This is a genomic window from Acinetobacter lwoffii, assembly GCF_019048525.1.
Lineage (GTDB): Bacteria > Pseudomonadota > Gammaproteobacteria > Pseudomonadales > Moraxellaceae > Acinetobacter > Acinetobacter lwoffii_K.
Window position 1 is genome coordinate 1955249 of record NZ_CP077369.1, and the last position, 18172, is coordinate 1973420.

The 18172-nt window shown below is 35.5% G+C and carries 13 protein-coding genes; 12 read left to right on the forward strand and 1 reads right to left on the reverse strand.

Going from position 1 to position 18172, the window contains the following annotated elements; genetic code table 11:
• Positions 1–305: 305 nt before the first annotated feature.
• The 10 genes from I6L24_RS09165 (at position 306) to I6L24_RS09210 (ending at position 14026) form a co-directional block, all read left to right on the forward strand.
• On the forward strand, positions 306–596 hold the full coding sequence (locus I6L24_RS09165) for a hypothetical protein (protein WP_216985934.1): 291 nt from the start codon (positions 306–308) through the stop codon (positions 594–596).
• 45 nt (positions 597–641) lie between these two features.
• Positions 642–1262, forward strand: coding sequence for a restriction endonuclease subunit S (locus tag I6L24_RS09170; protein WP_216985935.1), 621 nt, complete (start codon positions 642–644; stop codon positions 1260–1262).
• The gene (locus I6L24_RS09175) at positions 1262–2785 is read left to right on the forward strand and encodes a type I restriction-modification system subunit M (protein ID WP_216985936.1); all 1524 of its coding nucleotides are present in this window, start codon (positions 1262–1264) and stop codon (positions 2783–2785) included. Before I6L24_RS09170 ends, I6L24_RS09175 begins: the two co-directional genes overlap by 1 nt.
• Positions 2775–3944, forward strand: a complete 1170-nt coding sequence (locus I6L24_RS09180) for a restriction endonuclease subunit S (protein ID WP_216985937.1) — start codon at positions 2775–2777, stop codon at positions 3942–3944. Before I6L24_RS09175 ends, I6L24_RS09180 begins: the two co-directional genes overlap by 11 nt.
• Complete coding sequence (locus tag I6L24_RS09185; RefSeq protein WP_216985938.1) at positions 3944–4882, forward strand: endonuclease NucS domain-containing protein; 939 nt, start codon at positions 3944–3946, stop codon at positions 4880–4882. Before I6L24_RS09180 ends, I6L24_RS09185 begins: the two co-directional genes overlap by 1 nt.
• Positions 4883–4999: 117 nt before the next feature.
• Positions 5000–6307, forward strand: coding sequence for an SMODS domain-containing nucleotidyltransferase (locus I6L24_RS09190; protein WP_216985939.1), 1308 nt, complete (start codon positions 5000–5002; stop codon positions 6305–6307).
• Between the two features lie 2 nt (positions 6308–6309).
• Entirely contained in the window at positions 6310–6918 is a 609-nt protein-coding gene (locus tag I6L24_RS09195) for an SLATT domain-containing protein (protein ID WP_216985940.1), read from the forward strand.
• Positions 6919–6933: 15 nt separating this feature from the next.
• Positions 6934–10215, forward strand: a complete 3282-nt coding sequence (locus I6L24_RS09200) for a type I restriction endonuclease subunit R (RefSeq protein ID WP_216985941.1) — start codon at positions 6934–6936, stop codon at positions 10213–10215.
• Between the two features lies 1 nt (position 10216).
• The gene (locus I6L24_RS09205) at positions 10217–10957 is read left to right on the forward strand and encodes a M48 family metallopeptidase (RefSeq protein ID WP_216985942.1); all 741 of its coding nucleotides are present in this window, start codon (positions 10217–10219) and stop codon (positions 10955–10957) included.
• Positions 10958–11230: 273 nt separating this feature from the next.
• Positions 11231–14026, forward strand: coding sequence for a DUF4011 domain-containing protein (locus I6L24_RS09210; RefSeq protein WP_216985943.1), 2796 nt, complete (start codon positions 11231–11233; stop codon positions 14024–14026).
• Between the two features lie 31 nt (positions 14027–14057).
• On the opposite strand, the gene I6L24_RS09215 is transcribed toward I6L24_RS09210, so the two are convergent.
• Positions 14058–15190, reverse strand: a protein-coding gene (locus I6L24_RS09215; RefSeq protein WP_227548722.1) for an IS3 family transposase whose coding sequence is annotated in 2 segments (ribosomal slippage) — positions 14058–14938 and positions 14938–15190 — 1134 coding nt in all. Because the reading frame shifts where the segments join, the coding sequence is not laid out codon by codon here.
• Between the two features lie 175 nt (positions 15191–15365).
• Here I6L24_RS09215 and I6L24_RS09220 point away from each other — a divergent pair.
• A complete protein-coding gene (locus tag I6L24_RS09220; protein WP_216985944.1) occupies positions 15366–17897 on the forward strand; it encodes an AAA domain-containing protein in 2532 nt (843 codons plus the stop codon).
• Between the two features lie 41 nt (positions 17898–17938).
• Positions 17939–18142 (forward strand): hypothetical protein, encoded by a 204-nt coding sequence (locus I6L24_RS09225; protein ID WP_216985945.1) that lies wholly within the window; start codon positions 17939–17941, stop codon positions 18140–18142.
• Positions 18143–18172: the final 30 nt, after the last annotated feature.

An 18172-nucleotide genomic window follows, 5' to 3' on the forward strand; every position in this document is an offset into this window, starting at 1 on the left:
GAGTAAGAAATGAAGATATAAGCTTTATTAAAAAATTAAGTGTTTATATCTATGAATTAGTTAGAATTTTTCTCTTATACTCGAACTTCAAATTAAGTCTAATCAGCAAGAATCCCTTTTTTTCGTGAATCATAGATCGTCTACTGCAAAAAATAAATTTGACATAACCTAAAATTCAACCTAACATCAGCTTTAGGCTGAACTGCATAATCGTTCTACTGTAAAAAAAAATAGTGATGACAGGTGGCCGCCTGTCATCGAATTCAAAACTATTAACGCGACTAAACATTAGGAGTTAAGAACAAATGAAAGTATATCAGATCAATTACGACCTGCGTAAGCAACGTAACTATGATGAGCTGTACAAAAAGATTCAATCTTATCCAAATTGGTGCCATCCATTAGAGTCATGTTGGTTAATTGCCTCTGAAAAAACAGCGCCACAAATTGCAGAGGAGCTCTTCAAAGTTATGGATAGTGATGATGGACTATTGGTGACCCGCTTACTAAATGAAGCATCTTGGTACAACCTTGATTCAGAGGGAATGAAAGATGTGACTAATTGGCTTCAAGAAAACTTAAGCAAAGCTAGCTAATAGTCTAAGCCAAGGATGGCTCAACCCCCTTCAGAGTAAATATCTATGGCAAAGTTTAAGAGATTCATAAAACTGAGTGATCTTGCAGAGATCCGCACAGGTTTTACATTTCGTGAAAAGGTTGAAGAAGTCGAGTCAGGCAATGCCCACGTATTGCAGATCAAAGATATTCGTAGCATTGCAATGGATACATGTGGTTATACACTTTTTGCTGATGCCTTACCGCAAATTGATTGGCGAGGTAAAGATAATGCAATTGTATCACCTCAATCTGTGTTGTTGCCCTGTCGTGGAGAGTATCTCAAAGCCCATTATTTTGTGGGTAATCAAGATCAATCAAAAGTATTACCCTTAATTGTGAGTAGTCAGTTTTTGATTCTAATGCCAAATCAAAATGTAGTGCCTGAATACTTATGCTGGTACTTAAACCAACCTAAAGTGCAATACGAGTTACGCAAAGAAAGTCAGGGTTCTAAGATGCCGATGCTTAGTGTATCAACAGTCAGCCAATTTGAGGTTGAAGTCCCTAGCTTGGACATTCAGCAACGCATAATCGAATTAAACCGTCTTTGGGAGCAAGAGCAGATCTTGACTCAGCAATTACTTAAAAATCGTGAACAAATGATGATGGGCATGTTTAAACAACTGCTCCAAGGAAACAAATAATGGTTACTCAAATTAATCAAGATACCGTCAATAAAGCCCTTTGGTCGGCATGTGATGTATTCCGTGGCACGGTGAGTGCAGATACCTATAAAGACTATATTTTGACAATGCTGTTCTTAAAGTACATCTCTGATGTATGGCAAGACCACTACGACAATTATAAAAACGAATATGGTGATGAACCTGAGCTGATTGAAGAAATGATGAAAAACGAGCGTTTTGTACTGCCTCGTGAATCTAATTTCTATACCTTGCATGAGCGTCGCTTTGAGCCCGGCAATGGTGAACGCATTGATATGGCTTTACATGCGCTTGAAGAAGCCAATGGCACAAAGCTGAAAGATGTAGGCAAAAGCGTTTTCCAAGATATCTCGTTTAATACCGATAAATTGGGTGAAGAAAAGCAAAAAAATACCATTCTCAAAGATCTCTTAGAAGTGTTTGCTGTGCCTGAGTTGGATCTCAAACCAAGCCGTGTGGGTTCACTTGATGTCATTGGTAACGGTTATGAATTTTTGATTAAAAACTTCGCTGCCAGTGGTGGTCAAAAAGCAGGTGAATTCTATACACCACCTGAAGTATCGGACTTAATTGCTGAATTACTTGATCCACAAAAAGGTGACAGTATTTGTGACCCAGCATGTGGTTCTGGTTCACTATTGATGAAGTGTGGTCGTAAGGTTGTAATTAATCACGATAGCAAAGAATATGCACTTTATGGGCAAGAAGCGATTGGTTCAACTTGGTCATTAGCCAAGATGAACATGTTCTTGCATGGTGAAGACAACCACAAAATTGAGTGGGGCGATACTATTCGTAATCCAAAATTATTGGATAAGAATGGCGACTTGATGTTGTTTGATATTGTGACCGCTAACCCACCATTCTCATTAGATAAATGGGGTTATGAGCAAGCTGAAAATGATAAGTTTGATCGTTTCCGTCGAGGTTTACCACCAAAGACCAAAGGTGATTATGCGTTTATTTCACACATGATTGAAACGCTCAAACCTGTTACGGGTCGTATGGGCGTTGTGGTTCCTCATGGGGTGTTATTCCGTGGCTCATCTGAAGGGAAGATTCGTGAGAAGTTGATTAACGAAAACTTATTAGATGCGGTGATTGGTTTACCTGAGAAGTTGTTCTACGGTACGGGTATTCCTGCTGCCATTTTAATTTTCAAAAAGCAAAAGTCTGATGATTCAGTTTTATTTATTGATGCAAGCCGTGAGTTTAAGTCAGGTAAAAATCAAAACAATTTAACTGAAGAGAATATTGCCAAGATTATTGCAACCTATCGTGCTCGTGAAAGCGTCGATAAGTATGCGTATTTGGCGACTTTGCAGGAAGTAAAAGATAACGATTACAACCTGAATATTCCTCGTTATGTGGATACGTTTGAAGAGGAAGCTGAGATTGATTTGGTTGCTGTACGTGCTGAGCGTGAGCAGTTAAAGACTCAACTTGCTGAGCTTGAAGTGCAAATGGCGAAGTATTTAGAGGAGTTGGGTTATGGTGCATAAGTATTCAGAGCTTGATTTGATGCAAGCTCGAATAAAAGATGTTCCTAAAGGTTGGAACTTTTTACCAATTGCTAAGGCTTTTAAAATCAGAAATGATCTAAGAAAACCAATCAGTGATGAAATTCGTTCTACCCAACAAGGTTCATATCCTTATTATGGACCAACAAAGATTCAAGACTATATTGATACATATGAGCAAGATGGTAGTTTTGCATTAATTGGTGAAGATGGAGATCACTTTTTAAAGTACAAATCACAATCAATGACACAATTGGTTGATGGTAAATGTACGGTAAACAATCATGCACATATCATTGAAGGAACTGATTTAGCTTCAAGAGAATGGTTTTATTACTATTTTATGCATCGTGATATTTATAGTTATTTATCACGTCAGGGTGCAGGGCGATATAAGTTAAATAAAGCATCTCTCGAAAAGATTTATGTATTGATTCCTCCTAGTGAAGAGCAAGAAAAAATCGCCAAAATCCTTTCAACTTGGGATCAAGCGATTTCGGCTACTGAAAAACTGCTTGAAAATAGCCAACAGCAGAAAAAAGCGTTGATGCAACAATTGCTGACGGGTAAAAAACGTTTACTTGATGAGAATGGGGTGAGATTTAGTGGGGAGTGGCAACGATTTAGTTTGGGAAGCATTGCAAAAGTTTATCAGCCGAGAACAATTTCTCAATCTGAATTAAGCTCTGATGGTTACCCTGTATATGGAGCTAATGGTGTTATTGGATATTACTCAGATTTTAATCATGAATTAGAGCAAATAGCTGTAACTTGTCGAGGTAGTACCTGTGGTGTAGTTAATTGGACTGCACCTAAGTCATGGATTACAGGTAATGCCATGGTAATTAATGTTGATGGAAGTATTTCAGTAGATAAGAAATTTCTTTTTTATGTATTAGGTTCCTCTGATTTAAAATATTTAATTACTGGTTCAGGTCAGCCTCAGATTACTGGTGATATTAAAAATCATGTTGTCAATTTAGCGCCTATTAAAGAGCAAAAAACCATAGCTCATGTTTTAACGTTGGCGGATAACGAAATTGATGCTTTAAAGTATGAGATTGAATGTTTAAAGCAAGAGAAAAAAGCACTCATGCAACAACTTTTGACAGGTAAAAAACGTGTCAAGGTGGCTGCCTAATGATGCAAATGATGCCTAGCTATTACCGCATTATGGCGGGTGCGAAGTCTGTATTTGCTCAAGAGTTTCTAGAGGGCGGCTTTATTGCCGCCAACTGGAACATTGACCAAGACTTAACGCATGATTTACCTGATGATTGGCGTGAATTTAATCATCGCTTTATTCCTGTTTATCTTAATGCTTTGCCTGAGAAAACTAAAATTTCAGCAGGTTTGGCATGTGGCATGCTCCATACCCTTTCAAAAGGCATTAAACAAGGTGACATCATCCTTACACCTCGTGGGGATGGTCATTATTTAGTGGGTAAAGTCATATCAGACTATTACTACGTGCCTTCTGGTGAGCTAAGCCATCGCAGAAAAGTCGAATGGTTTGAACAGACTTTGCCTAGAGAAATGATGTCTCAAGAGCTAAAGAACTCATCGGGATCAGCGGGTGCAGTTTGTAATCTAACCAAGTATGCAGAAGAGCTTAAATCTCTCATTGATGGTAAAGAAACGATTGAGCATCTCGAGCCTGATGATGTGGTCGAAGACCCAACAGCTTTTGCTTTAGAAAAGCATTTAGAGCATTTCTTGGTAGAGAATTGGTCTAAAACTGAGTTGGGCGCAATATACGACATTTATACCGAAGAAGGTCAATTGGTCGGTCAGCAGTATCCATCTGATACAGGTCCTATCGATATCTTGGCAATCAGTAAGGATAAGAAGACATTGCTTGTTGTTGAGCTAAAACGTGGTCGAGCAAGTGACCGTGTTGTGGGGCAAATCCAACGCTATATGGGCTATGTCAAAGATGAATTAGCTGAGGCAGATCAGCAAGTGAAAGGTGTCATCATTGCACTAGAAGATGATTTAAGAATTCGTCGTGCTTTGAGTGTGGCTCAGAATATTGAGTTTTATCGTTATCAGTTGAGTTTTAAGCTCAATAAAAGCTAATGCAAAAGTGAAATTTGGCGCTGATTGATCATATTTGGCGTCACTAAATATTAAATGGATCTTTAGAAGCAAGGATGTTTTTAATACTTTATCAACAATTAAAATTTGAGGGCTGTAATGTCAATTTCCCAAATGTTTCAAGACTTTTTAAGCAATATCAAAGTTACAAATGAAGAACAAATCACGTTGCGTTATCAAGGGATAACAGGTGCATTAAACAAAAAATTTCGAGATACAGAATCGGAAACATTGTATCAACTGCAAGTTGGTTCCTATGGAAGATGGACTGCGATTAAAGGTATTTCAGATTTGGACATGCTGTATATCATGCCATCTTCAAAATGGGATGATTATAAAAATGGCGGTCAATCAAAGTTATTAAAAGATACGAAAGAGGCAATTCTTGCACGTTATCCCCGAACAACTGTGTTTGTAGATCGATTAGTCGTATGTGTCCAATATACGAACTTTCATGTCGAAGTTCAGCCTGTATTTAAGCAAGAGGATGGATCATATAAATATCCAGATACGAAGAGTGGTGGTAGTTGGAAAATTACTAAACCACAAGCTGAAATTGATGAGATGAAAAGCATGAATGAGGCAAAAAATAAAAACTTGCGTCGTTTATGTAAGATGGCTAGAGCTTGGAAAAATAAGCATGGAGTGGGAATAGGAGGCCTATTAATAGACACACTCGCCTACAATTTTATGAAATCGACTACGAATTATGATGACAAGAGTTATAGTTCATATGATTGTTTAAGTAGAGACTTTTTTAAGTATTTATCCGAACAACCCGATCAAGATCACTATCAAGCTTTAGGTAGTAATCAGGATGTCAAAGTTAAAAGTAAATTTCAAAGAAAAGCTAAAAAAGCATATGAGAATTCGCTTAAAGCTATTGAAAATGCAGGAAAGAGTTCTGCTAATGATTATTGGCGAAAAGTATATGGAAATTCTTTCCCTAAAGCAGCAACTACTATCGTTAAATCAATGACATTAGGTGAGTTACGCTATAGACATACTGAAGAGTTTATTGAGGATAAATACCCAATAGATATACGTTATCCGTTAAAAATAGAATGTGAAATTACTAAACATGGTGCATTCATAGATTTCTTAAGACATTTTAAAAGAAATCGTAAAAAATTAAATAGCGGAAGAAGTCTTAGATTCTATATCGATAAAAATGGGACGCCCTCCAGTTTGCCAGAGCAAAAATATTCTGTTTTATGGAAAGTTTTGAATCGTGGAGAGGCTGCAAAAAGTCGAGATTGTATTAGAGGGCAAATTGTTGCGGATCTAGGGCAGAATCAAAAAACTGAAACCGCTGATTTTAATGGTGAACATATAGTGGAATGTTACATCGTTCAAAGCGGTGTAGTTGTAGCTCGTGATCGCATTTATGTACCAATTGAGGAATAAATATGAAACGAGATGATTTACTTAAATGTATTGCTGATACGGGATACAACGTTGGATTCGGAGCAAAGAAGCATTTTGCTACTTATGATCTTGTTGAAAAATCACCAGGGTGGATTAGTTTTATATCAATTGCTTTCGGTATTTATTCTTTAGCATTCAAGGAGCTTTCCACAAGCTTTCTTTCAGCATCTTTCACTGTGCTTGGCGTGGTTGGTCTCTATGTCAGTATGTATGATGCAAAAAAAAGTGATTATGAAAAGGCAGGTGTTGAGCTGACTAAAATTTATAATCAGCTTAGAGCTTTATATTACTCAGTTCAAAGTAAAAGTGATTCTGATGATTTAACGAATTTGATTAGTGAATATCAGCAGTTAGAAAGTCAGTATTATTCAGTAGGTCTGAGTAAGCAAATATTGTTCAGTGATTGGTATGCACACTATAAATTCTTTTGGCAACATCAGATTGAATGGGTTGATGAGCAGAAAAATTTTAGTTTTTTTAGGGATAAAGTGCCGTTAAGTTTTTATATGTTCTTGGTGGTATTAATTGTTATGGCTATCTGCTTTATTTATAAAGCAAATCTTAGTGCATGTTTCGCAGTTTTATTTTAAATGTTTTGGTTTGATATGAACGGTCTCTCAATTAAGTTTCAAGAAGAATACAGTGCTAAGATACCCGCATTAACATTGTTAATGAGTTTGGGGTGGTCATTCTTATCCCCATCACAGGCACTCGCTGCCCGTGATGGTAAACAAGACCAAGTTGTCTTACGCCAAATTTTACGTAAAGAGCTCTCTAAGCGTACTTTTCCATTCGCAGGCAAAGAATATCCACTATCGCCAAAATCAGTTGATAACTTAATTGCCGAAATCTGTAGTCCTGCTTTGAATGAAGGGCTACTGACTGCCAACGAAAAAATGTATAACCACTTATTCTATGGCATTCCTGTCACCGAATTTGTGAATGGAAAAAAGGTTAGCCCTACGATTCCATTGATTGATTGGCATAACATTCATAACAACGACTTTTCATATACTGAAGAATTTGCTGTCACACGCTCAGGTGGTGTAGATACACGAAGACCCGATATCATTTGCTTTGTAAATGGTATTCCTTTAGGGGTAATTGAAGCAAAACGCCCTGATAGTCAGGCTAAGAAAGGTCCAACGATTAATGAAGGCATTTCTCAGACGCTTCGTAATCAGCGACCTGATGAAATTCCACATCTGTTTGCATATAGCCAACTACTACTTTCTATAAATGGACATGAAGGGCGTTACGGCACATGTAATACCCCTGCTAAGTTTTGGGCAGCGTGGCGAGAAGAAGATATTTCTGATGCAGAGATGTATGCGCTTAAAAATAATAAATTAACTGCTTCACAAAAACAGAGCCTATTTTCTTATCGTCCAGTCGATGACTTAAATTGGTATGAAAACCTAATTGCAGGTGGAGACTTAGCTGTTACAGGTCAAGATCAACTGCTGATTAGTCTATTAAAGCCTGAACGACTACTCGAAATGGTTCGCCTATATACGCTTTTCGATAAGAAAGCAGGAAAAATTGTTGCCCGTTATCAGCAAATCTTTGGTATCAAACGCCTCATTGAGCGTATTAGTACGAAGAACAGCAAAGGTGGACGCGAAGGTGGTGTCATTTGGCATACAACGGGCTCAGGTAAATCTTTTACCATGGTCTTTCTTAGTAAAGCTTTGATCTTGCATGAGGCTTTAAAACAATGCCGTATCTTGGTTGTTACTGACCGTGTTGATTTAGAAGATCAACTCAGTAAAACCTTTGTTTCTGGTGGCGAACTGACAGGGAAAAGAGACAAGCAAAATGCCATGGCGACTTCAGGTAAACGCTTGGCTGAACAAATTGGCAAAGGCACAGAGCGAATCATGTTTTCTTTGATTCAGAAATTTAACTCAGCAACCAAACTTCCTGAATGTGTTAATACAAGTTCAGACTTTATTGTCCTGATTGATGAAGGGCATCGAAGTCAAGGTGGTGAAAACCATGTGCGTATGAAACTAGCACTTCCAAATGCTGCATTCGTGGCATTCACTGGTACGCCATTGCTTAAAGATGAAAAGACCGTTAACAAGTTCGGACCAATTGTTCATGCTTATACTATGCAGAGAGCGGTAGAAGATAAGACTGTAACACCTTTGCTTTATGAAGAACGAATCCCTGATTTAGACGTAAATGAACGTGCGATTGATACGTGGTTTGAACGGATTACAGAAGGTTTAAACGATCAGCAAAAAGCAGATTTAAAACGTAAATTTGCGAGAAAAGGTGAGATTTATACTGCTGATGATCGTATTCGCCTAATTGCGTTAGATATTGCCAATCACTTTGTTAAAAATATTGATGATGGTTTAAAGGGACAGCTTGCTTGCGACACTAAGGCTTCAGCGATTAAGTACAAGAAGTACTTGGATGAAGTGGGCTTATTTGAGTCTGCTGTGGTGATGAGCCCACCTGATAGCCGTGAAGGAAATACTGATGTTGATGAATCGACTACCCCCGAAGTGACTCAATGGTGGAAGGAGAATGTCGGCAATCAGGATGAGCAAGCGTATACCAAACAAGTGATTGAGCGTTTTGAAAAAGATGATTCACTTAAATTACTGATAGTGGTAGATAAGCTCTTAACAGGTTTTGATGAACCTAAAAATGCTGTTCTTTATATTGATAAAAATTTAAAACAGCACAATCTGATTCAAGCAATTGCTCGTGTAAACCGACTTCATCCAATGAAAAAGTTTGGTTTATTGATCGATTATCGAGGTATTTTAAAAGAATTGGATGCCACAATTCTTGATTACCAAGATCTCGCTGCCCGTACCCAAGGTGGCTATGATATTAATGATCTTACAGGCTTATATACGCAAATGAGTTCTGAATACAAACGTTTGCCTCGTTTGTATAAAGCACTTTGGGCAATCTTTGCTGATGTCAAAAATAAAAATGATCCAGAGCAGTTACGCCAAGTTTTAGTCCCTCGTATTGAAGAGCGTGAGGGTGAATTAGTCGATATTCACTTAAAAGTTCGTGATGATTTTTATGAAGCACTCACAGAATTCGCAAGTTGTTTAAAAGTTGCATTGCAGTCAGCAACCTTCTTTGAAGATAAAAGCTTTTCTGATGCAGATCGTCAGCACTACAAAGAAACAGTCAAACTATTTACAAGTTTGCGTCAGATTGTGAAACGAGATGCTGGAGAGACTGTTGACTACGATCAGTATGCAGAACAAGTCAAAAAACTGATTGATAAGCATGTTGTGGGCATTGAAGTTAAAGACCCTGATGGGGTTTATGAAGTCGGTAAAATGGGGAAAATAGCTCAGCCTGAAGATTGGAGTGAAGAAAAAACACGAAATGAAACGGATATCATCAAAACTCGTGTAACCAAGATGATTGAGCAGCAATTGCGTGATGATCCTTATGCTCAGGAGGCTTTCTCTAAGCTGTTACGTCAAGTCATTGAAGAAGCAGAGAAAGAATTCGATCACCCATTGAAGCAACACATGCTTTTTAGAGAGTTTGAAGAGCAAGTAGAAGCTCGTCGTTTAGATGAAATTCCTGATGTGTTCAGTGGTAATAAGCATGCTCAAGCTTATTATGGTGTATTCAAGAAACTATTACCTGAAGCATTCTCGATAACAGATCAACAGAATCAAGATAAGTGGATTCAACTCGCTTTTGAGGTTGATAGTTCTGTGATGAGCTCTGTAGCGGAAAACTCAATTAATCCACAAAATATTGAAGCGGATATTCGTAAAAAACTATTACCTCAGATGTTCCGTGAATGTAAATCTATTGGTAGTGGTATGGATCAAGCCAAAAAAATTGTGGAAATGATCGTACAAATTACTCGGGTCGGTTTGAATGGGCTCTAGGATGAATACGCTACCGGAGAGAAAGTTAAGCATTATTTATGGTGATGAAGTTATTGATTTTGAGGTGCTTGAAAGTCCTAGTCATACTCAAAAGATACTGATTAAAGTCTATGCTGATTGTCGGGTGGTTGTATCAACACCGTTAAATGCAGATGATAAAACAATTATTGATGCGGTCAAGCAGCGTAGTCGTTGGATCTATAAGCAATTAAGAGGGTTTCGTGAACAAAGCAAATTTATCACGCCTCGCCAATATAAAAGTGGTGAAAGCCACTTTTATTTGGGTAAACAGTATCAATTGAAAGTGATTCATGATGATACCAAGCCACAAGGTGTAAAACTTCTGAGGGGTAAATTAGAAGTGAATGCCTTAGATGCCAATCTTGAAAGTATTCAATCTCATTTAAAGGAATGGTATAGATCTCGAGCAAAAGTCATATTCGAAGTACGTTTGCAACGTATTCTAGAACAAGCCTTATGGGTTGGAGACAAGCCTGAAATCCGTTTAGTGACCATGCGTACACAGTGGGGAAACTGTTCTCCATCAGGTGTGCTTACGCTCAACCCTCATCTAGTTAAAGCACCTACAATTTGCATTGATTATGTTATTTTGCATGAGTTGTGCCATTTAGCTGAGCATAATCACAGTGATCGTTTTTACCAGCTTCTCACTCAAGTGATGCCTGATTGGGAGACAATAAAAGAGCGATTAGATAATATGGCTGTGAAGTTTTTTGAATAGAATTTAATGTGATCTTAGCCCAATGATCTGACCCCAAAAATTTAGTGGGCACTATCGCGGTATTAATAAGTTAGAAAAAGAGGAGGGTACAGGATGCTTATGATTTAAGCTAATGAATTATAAATTAATTTTTAAAATTAAAGAGTGATATTGGATGAGCGGTGAAGCAACCTGGTTAGAAGAGCTAGATTGACTATCAATATAAATATCAAATTGCTATCATAAAATATATAAAAATATTGCTTTTAAATTTTAGAGGTTTGTAAAAATTCAATGACTGAAGGTGCAGTGACATTTGCATATGATTCATTAGAATCTATTCGCAAAAGATTATTAGATTTAAGTTCAAGAAATGCACTATTAAATTATAAATTTCCTAGAGGTAAGTGTCTCCAATTTATTGAAACTACTCCAAATGCAGTATTTAAAGCATTAAGTGATAAAAAAACAATAGATTTAGCATCAATTCCAAAACCAACAGATGCTGAAATTAAGGCTTATTATCAGAGTGAAGGTAAAAAAGATACTAATTTAAAGGATTTGACTCCTACAGCCGAATCCTGGGCAAAGCATTTGGGCTATCAAACTAGCTTTGATTTACAGCAAAATGACTTCTGTACTTCAATACATACCGATAGTGATTGTTTGCAGAGTTTGCTCTATCCAAAAGATTTAGAAACTAGAATTAAGCATATAAAACAGCAAGCTGAATCTTCACTTAGCGAAACTGGATCTAATGTTCTATATATAGCGATTGGCTTTTTAGAGTGGGCGGAAAGCAAAGATTCGTCAATGAGAAGGTTGGCTCCATTATTTACTTTGCCAGTCAAAATAGAGAAAAAATCAAAAACTAAGAATGGAGGTTATGATAGTTTTGAGATTTCTCTGCTAGATGATGGGCTTCTCAGTAATGTTACATTGCATGAGAAATTAAAGAATGAATTCGGATTGGAATTGCCATTATTAGATGAAGATATAGCACCGGAAGAATATTTTAACTTAATCGAACAAAATATTTTAGCCCATGAAAAAGGTTGGAAAATTCAACGTAAAGCGTGCATGTGTTTGTTGAACTTTACAAAGCAAGCGATGTATCAAGACTTAGAGCCTAGCATTTGGCCAGAAAGTCATTCCATTGAACAACATCCAGTCATTCAACAATTATTCAGCAAAGTTGCAAAAGAAAAAGAGAATCATAGTTTCGATATAGAGTATGAAATTGATGAAATTGCTGATATTAATGAAAAATTTCCAATAATTTATGATGCTGATAGTTCACAACATAGTGCACTTATTGATGCTGTAAAAGGTGAAAACTTAGTTATTGAGGGTCCTCCTGGTTCAGGTAAGTCGCAAACTATTACTAACTTAATTGCTGCCGCTATTAATAATGGAAAAAAAGTACTCTTTGTTGCTGAAAAAATGGCTGCCTTAAATGTAGTAAAAGATAGATTAGATAAAGCAGATCTAGGTGGATTTTGTTTAGAATTACATAGCCATAAATCGAATAAATTAAAAATATTAAACGACTTAAGTGACCAATATAAAAAAATTGGACAGTATACAAAGCCAAATCAATTGCAAGTAACAAAAAACAAATTAGATTTATATAAGAGTAATTTAAATCAATATGTTAAGAGTGTTAATAAGGAATGGGGTGCAACCAAACTTACAGCGCATGAAATTCTAGCTAAATCAGCAAAATTGAAAATATTGTTAGATATAAATCCTGAAGAGGTGTTAATTGATAATTTAAATATAAGTGCATTAAGTCAAGATGAAATTTATAGTTATATCGACTGTGGGCGATTATTAGAAAATGCATTTATACAAACTCGTGATCAGAGTATAGATAAAAATATTTTTAAACATTACTGGTTTGGAGTTAATAAAATAAATCTAATCGATTCAGATAAGGTTGAAATTATTAATTCACTTAAGCAATGGAATACAGAATTAAAATCAATAAAGTCCTTAATTACGGAGGTCTTTTCTATTGATGATTTTAATTTAGAGTATGTTGAAAAAATTGTTGTAAATGCGAATAAATTGCCAGAATGTGATGAAGAAATATCTTATGAATTAATACATCAATTAATTTCGAAAATAGATATTTTAGAGGAATATATTAACTTATATTCTACAATAAATAAAAACTATATTGAAATTTCCTCTACATTTGATGAGAAATTCCTAGAAAATTTGGATATTCAACAGATTAATGATATTCAAGATTTGATTAATAAGAGTAATAAATTAGATAAAATTATCTCTTTCAATGAATTAGTAGAAGCAATAGATCGTTTGGAAAATATTAGAAAATCATTAATTGATTTAAGTCCTGATATTGAATTAGTTAAAAATAATATACCTTATGAACTTAAGAGTGTTTTTGGATATTCTGAGGAAAAATTCAAGGATATGGAGTTATTAGTAACTCATTTGAAATCTTTGCCATTTGAATTGCTAAAAATTAGAAATGAAATTTTTGATGAATCTAATATTGATCAATTTATATTGGAATTTGAGCCTGTATTTAATCAACTACAAAAAAATTATCCAGATTGTAAGGAAATTTATAATATAGATAATTTACCAGACCTAAATGATTTGGAAGTAAATTATAAAAATGTATGTATAGGTGGATTCTTTAAGTATTTTACTAGACGATGGTGGAAAGCAAGAAAATTCATCACAGGTATGAGTAAAAATGAAAATACTCCATTTGGTGAGATACAGAATAACTTTTCTAAATTAATTGATTTTAGAAAAAACATCAATATAGCTGATAGTTTAAATCAAAAATATAAAATTTTAGGTCATATGTATGATGGTGTTAATACACCTTTAGATGATATAAAAACTTTACGTGAATGGTATAAAGGTATTCGTCATGATTATGGTGTTGGTTTTGATGAGAGAGTAAAGATTGGTTCTGCTATCTTAAGACTAGAAAGCAATTTGATTCAATCTATCATTGAAGAATATGATCGCAAAATTGCACCAAAAATTAAAATCTCATTAAATCTATTGGAGGAAAGAGGTGGTCCCACTTGTTTGAACAACTAAAAGCTTATTTATAAGTGATATTCTGCTCTAGTTAAGCTACCTTATTTTGTTGTGGTAGCTGGTCATAGTAAAACTCATCTGGAGTCATTTTGTCCAGACTCGAATGAGGTCGTTTCAAATTATAAAATTCAAAATATGCGTTTAATTGCTTCTTCGCATCCAAAACATTGCTGTAGGCTTTGAGATAAACCTCCTCATATTTAACGCTCCGCCATAATCGTTCAATCATCACATTATCGACCCAACGACCTTTACCGTCCATGCTGATTTGGATGTCATTTGATTTTAACACTTCAATAAACGCATCACTGGTAAATTGACTGCCTTGGTCTGTATTAAAGATTTCAGGTCGACCATATTTTTCAATAGCTTCATTTAATGTTTCTATACAAAATGCAACCTCCATACTAATCGATACGCTATGGGCAAGCACCTTACGGCTGTACCAATCAATCACAGCACATAAGTAGACAAAGCCTTTTGCCATAGGGATATATGTTATATCCGTTGCCCACACTTGATTACTCCGTTGAATATTCAATCCTTTGAGCAGATATGGATATTTACGGTGAGCTTGATTGGCCTGACTTAGATTTGGTTTACGATATAACGCATTAATGCCCATTTTTTTCATTAAAGTACGTGTATGACGTCGTCCTATATGATGTCCTTGACGGTTCAATAAATCACGCATCATACGGCTACCTGCAAAAGGGTATTGCATATGTAATTCATCAATACAGCGCATCAGCTTCAGATCTGATGCACTCACAGGTTTTGGGCGATAGTAATAACAACCACGGGAGACTTTCAGTAGCTTAGCTTGCTTAGATACTGAAATCTGAAGTGAGTCGTCGATTAACTTTTGTGGTTGAAGCGGCCCAGTTTCTTCAACACACCTTCTAAAAAATCAATTTCTAATGCCTGCTCACCGATTTTTGCATGTAGTTTTTTTAGATCAATGGGTGGTTCTGCTGGAGCTTTTGATTGATCGAAGGCTTGCGAGGAAGCCGAAATCAATTGATTTTTCCAGTCAATAATTTGGTTTTGATGAACATCAAATTCAGCACTCAATTCAGCAAGTGTTTTTTCTGCTTTAATCGCAGCAAGTGCTACCTTAGCTTTAAAGTCATTTGAATGATTTCTTCTTGGTCTACGTGTCATAAAATACTCCATATATTGATGTTTATAACATCATTTGGGGAGCAAAATATCACTTATAGGTGTTGTTCAAATTTCCTGATCCACCTCTGAATTTTCTACTTTATATAACAATAAAATTAAAGGTTTAAAAAATATTCATGAGATTGTTAATGAGACAAGTGATATTTCATCTACATTGTCCGATCTTAAAGAGTTAAAGGATAATCTTCAGGCATTAATTGTTAATAAGAATAATTCACTTTTAACTATTGAAAATAAATTAAATTTGTTTAATGAAAATCTTCATAATTTAATTAGATTTGAAGAAATAAAGAGCAGTCACCCAGAAATATGCAATGAATGGGAGTTGAAAGAATTTAAAGGTAAGGCTAATCATTATGAGATGGGTAGAGCAAATAAAGCTTTGAATTTATTGAAAGTAATTTCTGATTGTGATGATGTTATTAAACATAAATTGTTAGAGATTTTAAATTCGGAAAGTTATAAGAACTTCAAAGAAGTTAATAGTAAAATTGCATTTCATTTTAATAATGAGGCTAAATTCAAAATAAAGTTTAAAGATCATTCAGATGTAGATGAATCATGGATCGAACTACATAAAACTTCTTTTGATAATTTGATCAAAAGGAATGATCTAGCCTTGGATAATCAAGATTGGATATTTACTTGGAGTAATTACCAAACAGTTAAATCTAAAGCTGAAGCTTTAGGATTGAAAAATATTATTGGAAAGTTGGAAAATGGTTCACTAGAGAGCTATTCATTAGTCGATACCGTACAGCTTTCTGTATATTGTTCTTTAGCAAAGCATATTATCAATACTGATACGTTGATTCAGAAATTTAATGGGATGGAATTATCAACAATGGTTGATGATTTTAAGAATTATGATAATGAATTAATAGCTTTGCAGAGAAAACAGATTGCTAGCAATGCAGCAACAGTTGATGTACCTCAAGGAATTGCTTATGGTCGCGTATCAGATTTAACTGAATATTCTCTCATAGCTAAAGAATCTTTAAAAAAAATGAGACATATACCTATTAGGTCTTTGCTTGAGCGGGCACCCAATGCGATCCAGGCATTGAAACCATGTTTCATGATGAGTCCTATGTCTGTAGCTCAATACTTGAAGCCTGGTCTTTTTGATTTTGATTTAGTGATCATGGATGAAGCATCTCAAATTCTACCAGAAGATGCCATTGGTGCTTTGGCTCGTGGTAAAAGTGCGATTATTGTAGGAGATCCGAAACAATTACCTCCAACAAGTTTCTTTAGTACTTCTATAAACTTGGATGATACGGACGAAGAAGATTTAGTAGGAGTTGAAGATGCAGAAAGTATTTTAGATTCAGTTTCAATGTTTAAACAGAGACGCTTACGTTGGCATTATCGTTCGCGACATCAATCTTTAATTGCATTTTCGAATAAGCATTTTTATGACTCTGACCTTATTTTATTTCCTTCAGCAATACAAAGTTCGCCTGAATTAGGCATTCGATTCAAAAAAGTCTCAGGTACATTCAATTCAGGACGTAACTATGAGGAAGCTCAAGCTGTTGTTAATGAAGTATGTGAACTGATTCTTCAAGACAGAGAAGAGTCGTTAGGTATTGTTGCAATGAATAGCCAGCAACGAGATGAAATTGAAAACCAGCTAGAGCTTAAAGTATCTGAAAACTCTTTATTACAGAGTTTATATGATAAAAAAATGAAATCTTTTGAGCCTATATTTATCAAAAATCTTGAAAATGTTCAGGGTGATGAAAGGGATGTTATTGTTATTTCGATGACTTATGGGCCTAGTCAGATTGGTGGAAAAGTATTTCAACGATTTGGTCCTATTAATCAGAGCTCTGGGTGGAGACGTTTAAACGTGCTCTTTACTCGTTCGAAGAAGAGAATGCATATTATCTCTTCAATGAATTCTACAGATATCTTGACATCTGGTACGAGTAGTAAAGGAGTATCGGCCCTAAAAGCATTTTTGAGATATTGTGAGACAGGTTTCTTACATGAAGAAAAACAGACAGGTAAGGCTCCGGATAGTGATTTTGAAATTGCTGTAATGAAGGCATTAGCAAAACATGGATATGAATGTGAACCACAATTAGGTGTTGCAGGCTACTTCTTAGATCTGGCTGTTAAAAATCCAAATAATCCCGGAGAATATTTATTAGCAGTTGAGTGTGATGGTGCAACGTATCATTCCGCAAAATCTAGTCGTGATCGTGATCGATTACGTCAACAGATTTTAGAAAGTTTAGGGTGGAGGATACACCGTATTTGGTCAACAGATTGGTTCAAAAATTCAAAAGAGCAAATGCAAATTCTGCTCGAAAAATTGAGTAATCTAAAACCATTGATTGAGAATAATACAACTGAACCAAATATTAAATTATTGAAAACATCAGTTAAAGAAAATCAATATGCACTAGCATTTGACAATGTAGCAGAGGATTTTAATGATTTTGTCGAGGTAAATGATTTAGTGAAATATGTGGATAGTAGAAATCCTGAGAAAATTGTTAGTGTGAAAATTTCTAATAACTTTAACAATTATCAGGAGGGCATTACCCACCGTAATAGCCCTTTGGGACAAGTATTACTTGGGCTTACAGTAGGGGAAACTTCAGTATTATCTTTGCCGAGTGGGGATGTAAATATTACTGTTAAAGATATTATTAAGTCTAAAGTTGATGTTTAGTCGTTATAAATTCAGGTGTTTAACCTGCGTTAGGAATATGTATGAGTATTGATTTAGAAAAAATGATGACCCCTGATGAGATACAGGCATCAGGTATTAATAAGCTATCAGAATCTGAGCAACAGGAAATATTACGGTGGGGGCTACGAATGTATGGCTTGGGTCAACATAAAGTAGGTGACATCCATGAGATTAAATATGATGGAAGAGTGGTTGTCCTTGATGATGGGCAGAGTAAAACTTGAAGTGCGACATAAACCACCTAATTAATTTAA